The sequence below is a fragment of the Burkholderia cepacia genome, assembly GCF_001718835.1.
GTDB lineage: Bacteria > Pseudomonadota > Gammaproteobacteria > Burkholderiales > Burkholderiaceae > Burkholderia > Burkholderia cepacia_F.
Window position 1 is genome coordinate 199957 of the sequence record NZ_CP013442.1, and the last position, 15657, is coordinate 215613.

The window sequence follows — 15657 nt, forward strand, 5'->3', positions numbered from 1 at the left end:
TTTGCATGTGCGGTATCCGGCGGAGACGGAGCGGCCCCCTTGGCCCGCTTCGTCTCCGCGCCACCCGGGGGAAGCACCATGTCGTACAAGTCGTCAACAGATCGTCCGGGCACAAGGCTCGCGGCCATTCCGGCCGCGGTCCTTTGCGTCGTTTTCATGCAATGCGCGCACGCGCAGGCGCTCGCCGACCAGTCGCTCGAAGAACGGCTCAACACGTTGATGAAAGTCGTCAACGAACAGCAGCGCAAGATCGACGCGCTCGAACGCCAGGTTGTCGATCTCGAGATGGCGCGTCGCGGGCGCGGCGAACCGGGCGGCCCCGGCGACGCCGCGCCCGCGACGCTGATGTCGCAATACACGCCGGTCTCGCCCGCGCCCGGCGAAGGCACCGGCACCGCGACCGGCGTGCCGGTCAATCCGCCGCCGCCCGCCGGTCCGGGCACCGCTGAGCCGGGCGCGCCCGGCGCGATCGGCACCACGCAGAAGGCCGCGGAACCCACCCGCACGGCCGCCGAGGAAGCGGTTGCGCAGCGCGAGCACGCGCCGCTGTTCGAACACAAGCTGACGATCGACTGGGGGATCAGCGACACCTATTACGACCGCCGGCAATTGCAGCTGTCCGGCTTCCTCGCGCTCGACGCGATCTTCCTCGGCAATCTGAATCTCGGCCAGACGAAGTCGCACCAGCTGATGTCCGACGTGGACGTGCGCTACGGACTCACGGAGCGCATCAGCGTCGACGCTGACGTGCCCTACATGTACCGCACGTCGACTTTCATGAACGGCGGCGCCGGCGGTGCGGCGAACACGCTGTCCGACACGTCGGTGAATTCGCACGCGCTCGGCGACGTGAACTTCGGCCTCTACTACCAGTTCGTGAAGGAACACGGCAGCGTGCCGGACATCGTCGGCAGCCTGCGCGTGAAGGCGCCGACCGGCACGTCGCCGTTCGGCATCAAGCTGCTGCAGGCCGACCCGAACAACACGAACCTCGTCGCGCCGAGCAAGCTGCCGACCGGCACCGGCTTCTGGAGCATCACGGCCGGCGTGTCGGTGCTGAAGACCTACGACCCGGTCGTGCTGTTCGGCAGCGTGTCCTATACGTACAACGTCGCGCGCTCATTCTCCGACATCTCGTCGGTGGTCGGCCAGACGCAGCCCGCGAAGGTGAAGCTCGGCGACATCGTCCAGTTCGGCGGCGGCGTCGCGCTCGCGTTCTCGGAGCGCGACTCGGCAAGCATTGCCTACACGATGGCGATCGAACCTTCCACCCGGACGCAGGCGCCGGGCGGCAGCTGGCAGCGCGTGCCCGGCAGCCAGACGACCGCATCGACACTGGGCTTCGGCCTCAACCATGTGTTCAACAAGCATCTGACCATGAATGCGTCGGTCGCGATCGGTCTCACGCCCGACGCGCCGAACTTCGTCGTCGGCCTGCGCTTCCCGTATACGTTCTGAAGCGCGCCATCACAGCGAGGTTATCGTGCACGACTCCTGCTCCGTCTCGTCAATCCTCGCCCCGGGCAGCGCGCCGCGGTTGACGATCGCGCACTCGGATGAGGCCGGCACCGCCCAACTGCCCGCGGTCCGGCCGCTCGTGTATCTGTCGCCCTGTCCCGACGCGGCGCTCGTTGCGCATCTGCTCGAGCGCCGCTGGGACGTGCTGCACGCGAGAAGCGCGCACGAAGCGCAGCGGCTCGTGAAGCCCGAAATCGCGCATGCAGGCATCGTCGATCTCGACGGCTTCACGTCGCGCGACATCGCCACGCTCGAGCCGATCCTGCGCCATCAGCAGATCGGCTGGATCGCGCTCGCCGACTCCACGCGCCTCGCCGAGCCCGACATCCGCAAGCTGATCCGCCAGTGCTGCTTCGACTACGTGAAAGACGCGCCGACGCTCACGACGATCGGCTACCTCGTCGGTCACGCATACGGAATGATGACGCTGTGCGACCTCGATCGCGCGACCGACGTCGCCGCAACCGGCGACGACGAAATGGTCGGCACCAGCGACGTGATGCAGAAGCTGTTCCGCACGATCCGCAAGGTCGCCAACACCGATGCGGCCGTGTTCATTTCCGGGGAATCGGGCACCGGCAAGGAACTGACCGCGCTCGCGATCCACGAGCGCTCGTCGCGCCGCAAGGCGCCGTTCGTCGCGATCAATTGCGGCGCGATTCCGCATCACCTGCTGCAATCCGAATTGTTCGGCTACGAGCGCGGCGCATTCACCGGCGCGAACCAGCGCAAGATCGGCCGCATCGAGGCCGCGCACGGCGGGACGCTGTTTCTCGATGAAATCGGCGACATGCCGTTCGAGAGCCAGGCGAGCATGCTGCGCTTCCTGCAGGAGCGCAGGATCGAGCGGCTTGGCGGACGCGAGTCAATCCCGGTGGATGTTCGAATCCTTTCGGCGACGCACGTCGATCTCGAAAAAGCCATCGCCGACGGGCGCTTTCGCGAAGATCTGTTCTATCGCCTTTGCGTGCTGCGCATCGACGAACCGCCGCTGCGCGCGCGCGGCAAGGACATCGAACTGCTCGCGCATCACGTGCTGCTGAAGTTCCGCAGCGACAGCGCGCGCAAGATCCGCGGCTTCACGCCATGCGCGATCGAGGCGATGTACAGCTACCCGTGGCCGGGCAACGTGCGGGAGCTGATCAATCGTATTCGCCGCGCGGTCGTAATGGCTGAGAGCTACTTGATCTCGGCACGTGACCTCGGGCTTGGCCAGCCCGACGGGCAGGTGCCGATGACGCTCGCTGAAGTGCGCGAGCACGCCGCAAGGCGCGCGATCGAAGCCGCATTGCTTCGCCGCCGGAACATGCTTTCCGAAGCAGCGAAGGACCTCGGGATCAGCCGTACGACCTTGTATCGGCTGATGTGCTTGCATGGCCTGCAAGGGGGCGGCGATCCCACGACGAATGACGCCCCGCAACAGGAATAGGATCTGCCGAAATTCCGACCGATTCAGCAGAGTTTCGAGGTTGGCCGTCGAGCGCGACATGCGCGCTCGTGCCCGCCCGGACGCATTCAGCGCGTCACTTCACGCGCTTGCCGAGCGCGCTCTTGGTCTTGTACGTCACGCCGTGACGGTCGAGATACTCGCGGATCAGTTGCCGCACGACTTGCGAAGGCGTGAGATCTTGTGCCGAGCAGAGCATCTCGAATGCTTCCTTCTTCGCGGGGTCGATCAGGACGGTCAGGCGGGCGGTTTTCGTTTCCATTGCGGGGACGGGTCGGCGAATATGCTAATCGAATTATAATGCATTTGCCTTCGGCGGCGCGGCGGGAAGCGCCCGCGAGGTCAATGCCTGCGGTCGAGCCGGCAGACATAGGCCAGGACATCATCGATCACCGGTACGATCGCGAGCGTGACGAGCACTGCGGCGAGCGGCACGGTCGATACGTAGCCGACATGCTTGAAGCCGATTGCGCCTGCCAGTCCGCCGATGAAGAACGACGCCAGCATCGTGCCGTGGATCCGCAGCTTCGCGCGGTTGGCAATGACCGCGTGCGCGTCCGGATCGACCGCCGATCGATTCCAGTAAAAGAGCTTGCCCAACTCGATCCCGAGATCCGTCACGATGCCGGTCATGTGCGTGGTGCGGATCTCCGCGCCCGACAGCTTCGTGATCGTCGCGTTCTGCAGGCCCATGATGAAGCACAGCAGCGTCACGGTCACCGGCACGAAGAAGGTTTCCCACAGCGCGAGATGGCTGCCGAGCAGCCCGAACAGAAGCAGCAGCGCGGCCTCGACCAGCAGCGGCAGCATGAACTGGCTGTGCAGGCCGCGACGGCGGCCCCAGTTGACGAGCACCGCCGAGCATCCCGCTCCGACGAGAAACGAGGCCAGCGAACCGATGCCGGCCAGCGCGAGCCGCACGTCGCCGAGCGCCGTCTGGTCGGCGATCGCCGATACGATGCCGCTCATGTGCGACGTGTATTGCTTGACCGCGAGGAAGCCGCCGGCATTGGCCGCGCCGGCGACGAACGCCAGCGAAAAGCCCAGCTGACGGTTTGCGGTCGCGCTGCGGTGTTTTCCCGTCAGGTTTCGAAAGTACTGCGCTGGCATAGGCTCTTTGCTCGTTCACTCGGCACCACGGCAACGGCGTCGCGGATGGGACCTTCGGGCGCCGCGGGCCGGCAAGGTGTCCGCCGCGGCGCGCCCGATTTCGTCAAGCATGTGTCTCGCATGATAACGCGATTATCATATCCTGTTATCTGGATGGGGCTTTCGATGTCATAATACGGACGGATCGCGCCCGGCGCTTCGGGTTCGTTCCATGCTGCTCATCCAATCCGAGCGTACTGGAGACATTCCGGATGGCACCCGTGCCGGTCGTCCATTTCGTCCTGCTGGTCGCGGCCGCCTGGCTTGCGCTCGGCGCGCTCGGTCTCGGGGTGCTGCATCGCACGCGGTTCGTTGCGCACGGGCTGTTTCCGCTCGGCGCGCTGGGCGGGCTGCTGCTCGGGGCGGCGGGGCTCGCCGCCATCTTTGCCGAACCGTCCACCGCGATCCTGCCGCTCGGGCTGCCCGAGTTGCCGTTCCATCTGCGCGTCGACCGGCTCTCCGGCTATTTCCTGTTCGTGCTCGGCGTCGTCAGCGCGGGGATCGGCGCGTTCTCCGCCGGCTATTTCCGCAAGGGCGAAGGGGCCGCGCCGGGGCTCATCTGCTTCGAATACCACGTCTGCCTCGCGAGCATCGCGCTCGTGCTCGTCGCCGACGATGCCTACGTGTTCATGGTCGCGTGGGAAACGCTGTCGCTGTCCGCGACCTTCCTCGTGATGACCAACCACCGGATCGGCGAGATCCGCCGTGCGGGCTACCTGTATTTCCTGATCTCCCATGTCGGCGCGCTCGCGCTGCTGCTGTGCTTCGGCATTCTTCAGGCGCGCACCGGCGACTACACGTTCGCCAACATGCGTGCGCAGTCGCTCGATGCGCTCCGGGCGTCGCTCGCGTTTCTGTTCGCGCTGGTCGGGTTCGGCGCGAAGGCGGGCGTGTTCCCGCTGCACGTCTGGCTCCCGGATGCCCATCCCGCCGCGCCGTCCCCCGTATCGGCGCTGCTCAGCGGCTTCGTGCTGAAAGTCGGCCTGTACGGCCTGCTGCGCACCCTGTTCGACCTGCTGCACGTGCAGTTCGCGTGGTGGGGCGTGCTGCTGCTCGTGCTCGGCGTCGGCACCGCGCTGCTCGGCGTCGTGTTCAGCACGATCCAGGTCGACATGAAGCGCCTGCTCGCGTATTCGTCGATCGACAACATCGGCCTGATGATCGTCGCGCTCGGCGTCGCGGTGCTGTTTCGCGCGTACGGCATGACGAGCCTGTCCGCGCTCGCGCTGACGGCGATGCTCTACCAGATCGTCGCGCATGCGGCATTCAAGAGCCTGCTGTTCCTCGGCACGGGGGCCGTGCTGCACGCCACCGGGGAGCGCAATCTCGGCAAGCTCGGCGGCCTGATCCGCTTCATGCCGTGGACCGCGTGGGCCGTGCTCGCCGGCGTCGTCGCCAGCGCCGGCTTGCCGCCGCTGAGCGGGTTCGTCGCGGAATGGCTCCTGCTGCAGAGCTTCCTGTTCACGCCGAGCCTGCCGAATTCGGTGCTCGCGATGACGGTGCCGATCACGGCCGCGTTGATCGCGATGACGGCTGCGCTGGCCGGTTACACGATGGTCAAGTTCTTCGGCATCGTGTTCCTCGGGCAGCCGAGAGAAGCGAAGCTGAGCCGTGCGCGCTACGCGAACGGCTGGGAGCGGCTCGCGTTCTGCTGGTTCGCGGCGGCCGGCGTGCTGCTCGGCCTGATGCCCGCGCAGTTCGTCAGGATTCTTGACCGGGTCACGCGTACGCTGGTCGGCGCCGGCATCGGCGCGGACAACCACGGCTGGCTTCTGTTCGTGCCCGTGTCGACTGCGCGGGCCAGCTACATGCCCGCCGTGTTCATGCTGTTTTTCGTCGCGTGCTGCGCGCTCGCGTGGGTGCTGGTGCGACGCTTCTACCACGGCCGGCTGCGCCGCGCCGCGCCATGGTGCTGCGGCTTCCCGTTCTCGAATGCGCGCATGCAGGACACGGCGGAAGGGTTCGGGCAGCCGATCCGGGAGATCTTCGCGCCGTTCCTGCGCATCGAGCGGCACCTGCCGTCGCCGTTCGATGCGCAGCCGGCCTACCGGGTCTCGGTCACCGACCGCACCTGGTCCGCGCTCTACGAGCGCATCGCGACGCTCGCGCAACACATGGGCGAATGGGCGGGCCGTCTGCAGACGGGCAAGATCGCCGTGTACCTGACCTACAGCTTCGCCGTGCTGATCCTGCTCCTGCTGCTGGTGAGACGATGGTGACCGTATCCGGCGTGTTGTCGCAAACCCTCGAGATCGTCGTGGCGCTCGCCGCCGCGCCGCTGCTCACGGGCTGGGTCAACCAGTGCCGCGCGTGGCTGCAGAACCGGCGCGCGCCCAGCATCTGGCAGCCGTACCGGATGCTCCACAAGCTGTTCAACAAGGAATCGGTCGTCGCCGGCGACGCCAGCCCGGTGTTCCGTGGCGCGCCCTATGTCGTGTGGGCGGCGATGACGCTCGCCTGCGCGATCGTGCCGACGCTGTCGACCGAATTGCCGCTGTCGCCCGCCGCGGATGCGATCGCGCTCGTCGGCCTGTTTGCGCTCGCGCGCGTCGCGCTGTCGCTCGCCGCGATGGACGTCGGCACCGCGTTCGGCACGCTCGGCGCCCGCCGCGAAATGCTGATCGGCTTCCTGGCGGAGCCGGCCTTGCTGATGGTGCTGCTGTCGGCGTCGCTGATCACGCGGTCGACGCTGCTCACGAGCATCGTCGCGACGCTTGGGCGGGGCGAGCTGGCGATCTATCCGAGCCTCGCGTTCGCGGGCATCGCGTTCACGCTGGTGTCGCTCGCCGAGAACGCGCGGCTGCCCGTCGACAATCCCGCCACTCACCTCGAGCTGACGATGATCCACGAGGCGCTGATCCTCGAATATTCGGGGCGGCACCTCGCGCTGATGGAGTGGGCGGCGAGCCTCAAGCTGTTCGCGTACTCGTGCATCGGCCTTGCCCTGTTCATGCCGTGGGGCATCGCCGCGGCGGGCAATCCGCTCGCGCTGGTGTTCGCGGTGCCGGCGCTCTTCATCAAGCTGATGGCGGGCGGCGCCGCGCTCGCCGTGGTCGAGACGGCCAACGCGAAGATGCGGATTTTCCGGGTGCCGGAGTTTCTTGCGACGGCGTTCCTGCTCGCGGTGATCGGCATGCTCGTCCATCTGCTGCTGGGGGCGTGAATGCACGGCTACGCGACGCAACTGATCAATTTCCTCGCGGCGGTGCTGCTCCTGCTGTCGTTCGCGATGCTGAGCCAGCGGCGGATCCTGTCGCTGATTCATCTCTACACGCTGCAGGGCGTGGCGCTGGTGCTGGCCAACCTGATCCTCGGTATCGTGACGGGCGATGCGCATCTGTACGTGTCCGCCGGATTGACGGCCGTGCTGAAGGTGGGCGTGATTCCGTGGATCCTGTATCGGCTCGTGCGCAGGCTCAACGTGCAGGCCGACGTCGAGCCGCTCATCAACATTCCGACCACGCTGCTGATCGGCATCGTGCTGGTGATCGTCGCGTTCAACGTCGCGGCGCCGATCAGCCAGCTCGCGACGTCGGTCGCGCGCGGCACGCTCGGCATCGCGCTCGCGTGCGTGCTGCTGTCGTTCATGGCGATGATCACGCGCGCGAAGGCGATTCCCCAGGTGATCGGCTTCCTGTCGATGGAGAACGGGCTGTTCTTCGCGGCGACGGCCGCCACCAACGGCATGCCGATGATCGTCGAGCTCGGCATCGGGCTCGACGTGCTGGTCGGCATCCTGATCCTGGGCGTGTTCATGTTCCAGATCCGCGAGCAGTTCGACAGCCTGGACATCCATCACCTCGAGAAACTCAAAGATGAGTGACGCCCACGTCGTGCCCGTCGTGCTCGGCATTCCGCTCGTGGCCGCCGCATGCCTTGCGTGCGTGCGACGCACGCATGTCGCGCGCACGCTGAACGCCGGCTTCAGCTTCGCGACGTTCGCGGCGGCGCTCGTGCTCGCCGCACGCACCGTCGAGCACGGCCCGTCGTTCGCGTTCGGACGGGCCTTCTTCGTCGATCCGCTCAACGTCTACCTCGTCGCGCTGACCGCGTTCGTCGGCTGGACGACGTCGCTGTTCTCGCGCCCGTACATGCAGGTCGAGGAAGCCCGCGGCCGGATGACGGCCGCGCGGATGCGGCTCTATCACAGCATGTATCAGCTCTTCATGTTCGCGATGCTGCTCGCGCTGCTGACCGACAACCTCGGCGTGCTGTGGGTCGCGATGGAGGCCGCCACGCTCGCGACCGTGCTGCTCGTCAGCGTCTATCGGACCGCCGCGAGCCTCGAGGCCGCGTGGAAGTACTTCATCCTGTGCGGCGTCGGCATCGCGCAGGCGTTGTTCGGCACGATCCTGCTCTACCTCGCCGCGAGCCGGCAGCTGGCCGACGGCGACGCGCTGCTGTGGACGAGCCTGGCCGCCGTCAAGACGCACCTCGACCCGACCATCGTGTCGATCGCATTCGTGTTCCTGCTCGTCGGCTACGGCACGAAAGTCGGCCTCGTGCCGATGCACAGCTGGTTGCCGGACGCCCATGCCGAAGGCCCGACACCGATTTCGGCGGTGCTGTCCGGGCTGTTGCTGAACGTCGCGCTGTATGCGGTGCTGCGTTGCAAGGTGCTCGCCGACGGCGCGCTGGGCAATGGCCTGCCGGGGCGGCTGCTGGTCGGCTTCGGGCTCGTGTCGGTGCTGGTTGCGTCGTTCTCGCTGTTCCGGCAGAAGGACGTCAAGCGGCTGTTCTCCTATTCGTCGATCGAGCACATGGGGCTGATGACGTTCGCGTTCGGTCTCGGCGGCCCGGTCGCGACGTTCGCCGGGCTGCTGCACATGACGGTGCATTCCCTCGTCAAGTCGGCGATCTTCTTCGCGGTCGGCCACGCGGCGCAGAAGGCCGGCACGCAGGCGATCGACGGGATTCGCGGGCTGCTGCAGGTCAGCCCGACGGTCGGCTGGGGCATGATGCTCGGCACGCTCGCGATTCTCGGCCTGCCGCCGTTCGGCGTGTTCGCGAGTGAATTCCTGATCCTGACGACCGCCATCAACACGCTGCCGTGGGCGGCGCCGTTGCTGCTGCTCGGGCTCGCCGTGGCCTTCGCGGCGATCTTCGCGCGCGTGCAGCGCATGGTGTTCGGTGCGACGACGACGGCCAGGCCGCTCGAGCATCGCCCCGCGCCGCTGCCGGTCTTCGTGCATCTGGGCCTGGGGCTGATGTTGGGGCTCTATGTGCCGCCGTACCTGGCGATGTGGTATCGCCAGGCCGCAACGATGCTGGCGGGGTGACGCATGCGACTCGAAACGATGCAGCTTGCCGCCGCCCGCGTCGCGCGCGATGCGGGCCAGATCCCGGTGGGCGTGGTGGACGCCGATGAAGCAGGGTGGCTCGAGATTGCGCGGACGGCGCGAGCGGAGCGCAACCGGCTCGTTGCGATGTGGGGCGGCGAAGCCGTCGAGGGCGCGTTTGCGGTGAACGCCGCGTACGAATGCGACGACGGCATCCTGTGGGCGCGCATCGCAATCGGGCGCAAGCCCGATGCCGGCGGTGACTATCCCGATCTCGTTCCGATGTTTCCGTGCGCGGCCCGCATGCAGCGGGCGATCTTCGACCTGACCGGCCTGCGGGCCCGCGGCGCCGAGGATACGCGGCCGTGGCTCAATCACGGCAACTGGCCCGCGGATTATTTCCCGCTGCAAAAGCAGGCGACGGGCGTCGAGGCATTCGAGTCGAGCGAGGCGGATTACGCGTTCGTGCAGGTTGCGGGCGACGGCGTGCACGAGATTGCCGTCGGGCCGATCCATGCCGGCATCATCGAGCCGGGGCATTTCCGGTTCTCCGTCGTCGGCGAGAAGGTGCTGCGCCTTGAAGAGCGTCTCGGCTACGTCCATCGCGGCGTCGAGCGGCTCTTCGAGCGCACCCCGGCGTCGCGCGGTCAGCGGGTGGCCGCCAGGATTGCGGGCGATTCGACCGTCGCGTTCTCGTGGGCCTATTGCATGGCGCTCGAACAGGCGTGTGGCGTGACGCTGTCGAAGCGCGCGCTCCGTTTGCGTGCGCTTCTGCTGGAACGCGAGCGCGTTGCCAACCACCTCGGCGACCTCGGCGCGCTCGGCAACGATGCGGGGTTCGGGTTCGGGCTTGCCCAGTTCTCGCGGCTCAAGGAGGACTGGATACGGGAGAACGCTCGCACCTTCGGGCATCGATATCTGATGGACCGGATCGTGCCGGGAGGCGTGGCGGTCGATGTTCGCGCCGAGGACGCGGCGGTGCTGGCGGCGCAGTGCGAACGCATCGAACGCGACGTCCACGTGATGCGAAAAATCTACGACGACCAGTCCGGATTGCAGGATCGATTTCTCGGCACGGGGCGACTGGACAGCACGGTCGTCGAGCATTTCGGCGTGCGCGGCATGGCGGCCCGCGCCAGCGGGCAGACGTTCGACGTGCGCGCGAACCTGCGGCCGGCGCCGTACGACGACTTCGCGGTCGTTGCGGCCAGCGACGCGCGCGGTGACGTCGCCGCGCGCGTCGCGGTGCGTTTCGCCGAGATCGATGAATCGCTGCGCGTGATTCGCGCGCTGCTGGCCGATCTTCCCGAGGGCTCGCCTGCCGTCGACATGACGCCCGCGGCGGCGCCTGCCCGAGGCGTGGGCTGGGTGGAAGGCTGGCGCGGCGACGTGTTCGTCGCGCTCGAGCTCGCACCGGGCGACGTGATCGCACGATGCCATTGCCACGATCCGTCCTGGCAGAACTGGCCGGCGCTCGAGCATGCGATCATCGGCAACATCGTTCCCGATTTCCCGCTGATCAACAAATCGTTCAACCTGAACTACGCGGGGCACGATCTCTGATGTGGCAGCTCATCCGGCAATTCGCGCGCACCGATTTTCCCGACGAACCCGTGCCGGCGGCGGAAGACGCATGGCGACACGACGCGCAGCAGATTCGCCAGCAGATTCTCGATCTGCTCGGGCGCGCGCTGTGCATCCGGCAGATCGACGCGGGCTCGTGCAACGGCTGCGAGCTGGAGATCCACGCGCTGAACAATCCCGTCTACAACATCGAGGGACTCGGGATCAAGTTCGTCGCCAGCCCCCGGCATGCCGACCTGCTGCTCGTGACCGGGCCCGTGACGCTGAACATGCGTGCGGCCGTGCTCGCCGCGTATGATGCGACACCCAGCCCGAAACTCGTGGTGGCCGCGGGCGAATGCGCGTGCACGGGCGGCATTTTCGCCGACAGTTATGCGGTGTGCGGCCCGGTCTCGTCGATCCTGCCGGTCGACGTGACGATTCCCGGGTGTCCGCCGCCGCCGGTCGACTTGCTGCGAGGCATCCTGGCAGCGTGCCGGTCTCGCTGAGCCCGACGGCGATTTCCGCTGAAGGCCCAAGCTTCACCAACTTCGATACGACCCTTGTTCGCATTGACTCAAGTTTTCGCCGCATGACTCCGCTCAAATTCATTCTTCGCTATACCGCCATCCCGTTCACCGCCATCGTGGCGGTCGTCATCTGGGCTGCCATGCCGTCCTCGAAGGAAATCGATGCGAGGCAGTATGCGGCGCTGTCACGCGCGTACCAGAGCTTTCCTTCGGCATTCCGGCACGAGATCGCGAATGCGATGGAACACGGCCGGATCAGCGACTGGCAGTACCAGACGCTCGTGCGCGACTCGCTGGCCAACGGCGTCGCATTGGACTGGCCGGCGACGGGCGTGAGCGACGTCGCTGCCGAACGGCGCAAGCTGGCCGCATTGATTGAAACCGATTCTGATCTCGCAGGGCATTAAAGATGAAGACGTTACTGGTTGCTGTCGCATTCATTTTGATTATCGGCAGCCTGATTTCCGCGCTGTACTACATGAATCGCGATCGGGGAACGACCAAGCGAATGGCGTGGGCGCTCGCGGCGCGTGTGGGGTTGTCGATCACGCTGTTTCTGGCGCTCCTTCTCGCATACTGGCTCGGCTGGATCGAGCCGACCGGGCTGCCTATCGGGCGGTAGGAGAGTGGGGCCTGTCGATCACCCGCCGAAGCGAGGCCCGTCGCATCGAATCCGCTACCTTCGCTTATGCGGGTTGTGCGGCAAAAAGTTCGCCTGTCTCGGGCTGCGCGTACGAGAAAGAACGTAGAAGAAAACGTCGTGACTGTCGCCACGACGCTCGAAGCAGTCCTGCCCGTCGTGCGCTTACAGGAACATCCATTTCACCCAGCTGGCGCTTGCGCCGTCGTTGGCGCCCGGGTACCCCGACCCTAGCGGGGGAACGCCCGCGACCTGTTCAAGGTAATAGCGGTTCAGCGGATTGGACCCGGAGATCGAGGAAACCCGGCGGGCGCCGAAACCCAGTGGTCCCAGGCTGGTTCGCGTGCCGGCATTTCTCATCGCGTCGAACAGCGCGTGGTCGGCGTGGATCTTCTGCTGCAGCGACGCGGTGCTGTCGGCGACGGCGTCGGATGTCGCGAACGCCGTTCCCCATCGACTCAAATAGCTCCGGGCCATTTTGTATACGAGCTTGGGCACCGGCGACACGCGTGCATCCACGTTGGCGGGGATGTAATTCCCGTCGTTGGTGACATTGCCCGCGACCGTCCCGTGCCTGCCACGGCAAGCGTAGAGCTCGAACCCGTTCGGTTGCGGCGACGTGCCGGGGAGCAGCGGATCGGTCAGCTGATGTTCGTCCGCGAGCGTCTTCCAGCTCCGGCCCGCCGAAACGTCGTCCGATTTCCCCATCATTGCGCCGTTGGGCCGCGGGACCAGTGCCATCAAGGTTCGATCGAACTCGTCCCACGCGTAGACGCCGACGTAATGCACGACGTTCGGAGGCAGCTGCGTCAGGACTCCGTACCACTCGCCGGGGCCGGGGACGGGATCGATCGCGAACAGGTTGATCGGAATGTCCTTGCGGCCATACGCATAAAGAAACCACGCGGCCATGATGCACTCGACGGCGCCGCGGCTATGGCCAATGAAGTTGTACTGTTGCGCGCCGCTGCCGGCTGCGAGGTTGGCGGCGTGCAATGCGAGGGCTGCCGCGCTCCATCCGATGCCCTGGGTCATTTTCGCTTGCTGGTCGCCGCCCGAGTAGCTTCGAACGTATTCCAGCAGGTCGGCTGACGCCTTCAACGGGCCGTCGAACACAAGCGGTTCGCTGTCGTTCCTCGGCAGCGCCCAGTCGTTTTCGCCGACGCCTCGCACGATCGCACTCGGCGCCTTGCTGGTCAGCGAACCGGAGATTTCCTTGTGAAGGCGCACCGGAATATAGCCGGTTTCGCCACAGTAGATTCGCTTGTCGCTATCGGGGCGCGTCACTTCTCCTTCGTCACGCGTGCAGGCCGTTCCGCTGAAGCAAACCGTATAGGTCTTTGAAGAGGGGATCGTGCTCATCATTGCAGTCCTTGTCGATCGGTTGACACCGGCGAACCGTCAGGCTCGCCGATGAACCAAAATTAGTCGCCGGACCGGATGAGCAAAATAGGACATCGGTTACGCGTGGCGTCGCGTGCCGTTCAACCCGTGCCGCGACGCCGCGCGGGTTACGCCGCCGGAGGCCGCCCTTGGGGGACCTGCGCGTGGCGCCGGGTGTCGGATGCCGAACGATCAAGGCGTCCACCGGTACACGGTGATGCTGTTGCCTTTCACGTTGTTCTTCATCACCACGTACTCGCCGTTCGAGCGGCGGTATGCGCGGATGCTGTACATCGCATCGATCGCGCTGCTGGTATCCACGGTCGCGGGGCTCGCGTTGACCAGCGTCGTGTCGAGATTGCCGGTCGTCAGGTTGAATGCGTCGACGTTCGGCCACAGCGGCCCGCTGCTGCTGAACCAGTAGCCGACGAACAGATGGTTGCCCGCCGCGTCGATCGATTTCGCGCCGGAAGCGGGAAGGGTGATCACCGGGTTGGGCGCGGTGGTGTTGCCCGCGCGCCAGCCGTGATACACCTCGATGCGCGTGCCGATCGACGTCCAGTCCGTGCTCCCGACGATGCCCTGGCCGAGAATCATCGTGTCGCTGTCCGCGAGATAGACGATGCGCGTGAGCGGCTGGATGCTGTCGGGCACGCGGGTCGCGACACCCGGCCCCCACGACGGCTTGCCGCTCGCGTCGAAGCCGGTCAGCGGGTAGTGATAGATGGAACCGGTCTTGTCGAGGCCGGCCCACACGCCGCCCTTGCTGTCGACGCTGAATCCGCTCGAGACGCGCAGGGTCGTATTGAACGCGGGGCCCGGGATCGAGCCGTCCGGAATCGCGACATAGCCGTTCGCCGCGTTGAAGTGGAAGAAGTAGAAGACCGGCGGGTTCTGGCCGGCCGCGACGAGAATCCGGTTCGCGCCCACCGACGTGAGCAGCCCGAAATGCTCGTCGCGCTGCGTGTCGTTCATGTCGATGCGCGGATCGGCCGGGTACGTGAACGGATCGACCGTGTTCGCGATGAACGTGCCGCCCGCGCTGCCGCCGTACACGTGCGTGCCGCCGTAGAACAGCGCGCCGTCCGTGACCGGGTCGGGCGCGGCGATGCCTTCGAAGTTCAGCGACTGCAGCGTCCACCGCAGGCTGCCGGTGCTGCTGTACGCATGAATGTCGGTCGCGCCGTTGCGGCCGAGATCCCAGCTGCCGCCCCATGGATTGTTGAGCACGTAGAGATTGCCGCCGGCGTCCTTGCCGATCCCGACGATGCGCGTGAAGCGCTGCGCACCGACCTGCCCCTTGATGCCCGTCGTCGTGTCGAGATAGCCGCCGCGCACGCCGAAGGTGCCGGCCAGCGTCGGCGTGCCGGCGACGTCGTAGCGCTTGATGTTCATGTCCGGGCCCTGGTCGCCCACCAGCAGCTGCTTCGACGACGCGTCGAAATAGAGCGCCGATGGCCGCGAGTCGCCGGCCATCCGGATCGTGTTCAGCAGCGCACCGGCCGGGCTGAAGCCGACGATCGAGCCCGCGCGCTTCTGCGCGACCCACACGTTGCCGGCGCCATCAAGGGCGAGCGCGCCCGGGCCCGGCACGTTGATGTCCCGCTGCCACACGCCGTCGGTGGTGAACACGCGCACGCGATTGCCGTAGAAGTCGCTTGCATAGAGCAGCGAGCCGGCCGTCGCGAGCCCGGTGACGACGTCGATGCGCGGCTGGTTGGTGGCCGCGCTGACCTGAATGAAACGATCGCGGGCCTTGGTGATGCGGTTGTAGCGCCCCACCGCGCCGCTGCCGTACGACCTGTTGGCCTGCAGCGCCGCGAAGATCGAAGTCGCGTTGCCCGTGATCGCGCTGCCCTGGAACTCCGCGTGCGTGCCGATCGAGCCGACGCTCTTGCCGTCCTGGTAGATCGCGACACCGCCTTCGTCCTCGTCCCACATCGACGCCGTATAGATCACGCCTTCGGGCGCGACCCACATCGCACGCGCGACGTTGCCGACGTGGGCCGCCAGCGTGCCGTACGTGTTCGCCAGCCAGTCGGTGGTGTTTTGCGCAGCAGGACAGGCCGGCGCCATCGTCGCGATCGCGGCGGCGAGGAGCACGGCGTGAATTCGTTTTTTTTCGACCATGGGGAGGCTCTCCTGAAG

At 66.5% G+C, this 15657-nt stretch carries 14 protein-coding genes; 10 read left to right on the forward strand and 4 right to left on the reverse strand.

The features are described 5' to 3' along the window. The first annotated feature begins 78 nt into the window (after positions 1-78). Positions 79-1458: a hypothetical protein gene (locus WT26_RS00675; protein WP_059799939.1), complete on the forward strand. Its 1380-nt coding sequence runs from the start codon at positions 79-81 to the stop codon at positions 1456-1458. Continuing rightward, positions 1382-2947 carry a sigma-54 dependent transcriptional regulator gene (locus WT26_RS00680; RefSeq protein WP_231130439.1) on the forward strand — a complete coding sequence of 522 codons (1566 nt, stop codon included), beginning with the start codon at positions 1382-1384 and terminating at the stop codon, positions 2945-2947. Before WT26_RS00675 ends, WT26_RS00680 begins: the two co-directional genes overlap by 77 nt. Before the next feature lie 94 nt (positions 2948-3041). Here WT26_RS00680 and WT26_RS00685 read toward each other — a convergent pair whose 3' ends face one another. Both WT26_RS00685 and WT26_RS00690 read right to left on the reverse strand, forming a co-directional pair. Beyond that, positions 3042-3227, reverse strand: coding sequence for a CopG family transcriptional regulator (locus tag WT26_RS00685; protein WP_069271975.1), 186 nt, complete (start codon positions 3225-3227; stop codon positions 3042-3044). 80 nt (positions 3228-3307) lie between these two features. Next, complete coding sequence (locus tag WT26_RS00690) at positions 3308-4075, reverse strand: YoaK family protein (protein ID WP_069271976.1); 768 nt, start codon at positions 4073-4075, stop codon at positions 3308-3310. Positions 4076-4326: 251 nt separating this feature from the next. On the opposite strand from WT26_RS00690, the gene hyfB reads away from it, so the two are divergent. The 8 genes from hyfB to WT26_RS00730 all read left to right on the forward strand — a co-directional run bounded on the left by hyfB (position 4327) and on the right by WT26_RS00730 (position 12108). After that, a complete protein-coding gene (gene hyfB / locus WT26_RS00695; RefSeq protein ID WP_059851876.1) occupies positions 4327-6333 on the forward strand; it encodes a hydrogenase 4 subunit B in 2007 nt (668 codons plus the stop codon). Next, positions 6327-7277, forward strand: a complete 951-nt coding sequence (locus tag WT26_RS00700; RefSeq protein ID WP_059739246.1) for a respiratory chain complex I subunit 1 family protein — start codon at positions 6327-6329, stop codon at positions 7275-7277. The genes hyfB and WT26_RS00700 overlap by 7 nt, the downstream gene beginning before the upstream one ends. Beyond that, on the forward strand, positions 7278-7937 hold the full coding sequence (locus WT26_RS00705) for a hypothetical protein (RefSeq protein WP_059476922.1): 660 nt from the start codon (positions 7278-7280) through the stop codon (positions 7935-7937). Beyond that, positions 7930-9393 carry a hydrogenase 4 subunit F gene (locus WT26_RS00710; RefSeq protein ID WP_045565666.1) on the forward strand — a complete coding sequence of 488 codons (1464 nt, stop codon included), beginning with the start codon at positions 7930-7932 and terminating at the stop codon, positions 9391-9393. Before WT26_RS00705 ends, WT26_RS00710 begins: the two co-directional genes overlap by 8 nt. A gap of 3 nt (positions 9394-9396) precedes the next feature. After that, positions 9397-10956, forward strand: coding sequence for an NADH-quinone oxidoreductase subunit C (locus WT26_RS00715; protein WP_069269480.1), 1560 nt, complete (start codon positions 9397-9399; stop codon positions 10954-10956). Then, complete coding sequence (locus WT26_RS00720) at positions 10956-11465, forward strand: NADH-quinone oxidoreductase subunit B family protein (RefSeq protein WP_042585508.1); 510 nt, start codon at positions 10956-10958, stop codon at positions 11463-11465. Before WT26_RS00715 ends, WT26_RS00720 begins: the two co-directional genes overlap by 1 nt. Before the next feature lie 83 nt (positions 11466-11548). Next, positions 11549-11893 (forward strand): hypothetical protein, encoded by a 345-nt coding sequence (locus WT26_RS00725; RefSeq protein WP_059956709.1) that lies wholly within the window; start codon positions 11549-11551, stop codon positions 11891-11893. A 2-nt stretch (positions 11894-11895) separates the two neighbouring features. Beyond that, on the forward strand, positions 11896-12108 hold the full coding sequence (locus tag WT26_RS00730; RefSeq protein WP_042585510.1) for a twin transmembrane helix small protein: 213 nt from the start codon (positions 11896-11898) through the stop codon (positions 12106-12108). A gap of 183 nt (positions 12109-12291) precedes the next feature. Here WT26_RS00730 and WT26_RS00735 read toward each other — a convergent pair whose 3' ends face one another. Both WT26_RS00735 and WT26_RS00740 read right to left on the reverse strand, forming a co-directional pair. Continuing rightward, positions 12292-13488: a Tat pathway signal protein gene (locus WT26_RS00735; RefSeq protein ID WP_069269703.1), complete on the reverse strand. Its 1197-nt coding sequence runs from the start codon at positions 13486-13488 to the stop codon at positions 12292-12294. Positions 13489-13701: 213 nt separating this feature from the next. After that, entirely contained in the window at positions 13702-15639 is a 1938-nt protein-coding gene (locus tag WT26_RS00740) for an SMP-30/gluconolactonase/LRE family protein (RefSeq protein WP_069271977.1), read from the reverse strand. Between the last annotated feature and the right edge of the window lie 18 nt (positions 15640-15657).

Bases quoted from the DNA above. Each gene is read 5' to 3' on its own strand.
- WT26_RS00730 (WP_042585510.1), top strand. From the start codon at position 11,896: ATGAAGACGTTACTGGTTGCTGTCGCATTCATTTTGATTATCGGCAGC.
- WT26_RS00735 (WP_069269703.1), bottom strand. From the start codon at position 13,488: ATGAGCACGATCCCCTCTTCAAAGACCTATACGGTTTGCTTCAGCGGA.
- WT26_RS00705 (WP_059476922.1), top strand. From the start codon at position 7,278: ATGCACGGCTACGCGACGCAACTGATCAATTTCCTCGCGGCGGTGCTG.
- hyfB (WP_059851876.1), top strand. From the start codon at position 4,327: ATGGCACCCGTGCCGGTCGTCCATTTCGTCCTGCTGGTCGCGGCCGCC.
- WT26_RS00710 (WP_045565666.1), top strand. From the start codon at position 7,930: ATGAGTGACGCCCACGTCGTGCCCGTCGTGCTCGGCATTCCGCTCGTG.
- WT26_RS00690 (WP_069271976.1), bottom strand. From the start codon at position 4,075: ATGCCAGCGCAGTACTTTCGAAACCTGACGGGAAAACACCGCAGCGCG.
- WT26_RS00685 (WP_069271975.1), bottom strand. From the start codon at position 3,227: ATGGAAACGAAAACCGCCCGCCTGACCGTCCTGATCGACCCCGCGAAG.
- WT26_RS00680 (WP_231130439.1), top strand. From the start codon at position 1,382: ATGCGTCGGTCGCGATCGGTCTCACGCCCGACGCGCCGAACTTCGTCG.
- WT26_RS00720 (WP_042585508.1), top strand. From the start codon at position 10,956: ATGTGGCAGCTCATCCGGCAATTCGCGCGCACCGATTTTCCCGACGAA.
- WT26_RS00740 (WP_069271977.1), bottom strand. From the start codon at position 15,639: ATGGTCGAAAAAAAACGAATTCACGCCGTGCTCCTCGCCGCCGCGATC.
- WT26_RS00715 (WP_069269480.1), top strand. From the start codon at position 9,397: ATGCGACTCGAAACGATGCAGCTTGCCGCCGCCCGCGTCGCGCGCGAT.
- WT26_RS00675 (WP_059799939.1), top strand. From the start codon at position 79: ATGTCGTACAAGTCGTCAACAGATCGTCCGGGCACAAGGCTCGCGGCC.
- WT26_RS00700 (WP_059739246.1), top strand. From the start codon at position 6,327: ATGGTGACCGTATCCGGCGTGTTGTCGCAAACCCTCGAGATCGTCGTG.
- WT26_RS00725 (WP_059956709.1), top strand. From the start codon at position 11,549: ATGACTCCGCTCAAATTCATTCTTCGCTATACCGCCATCCCGTTCACC.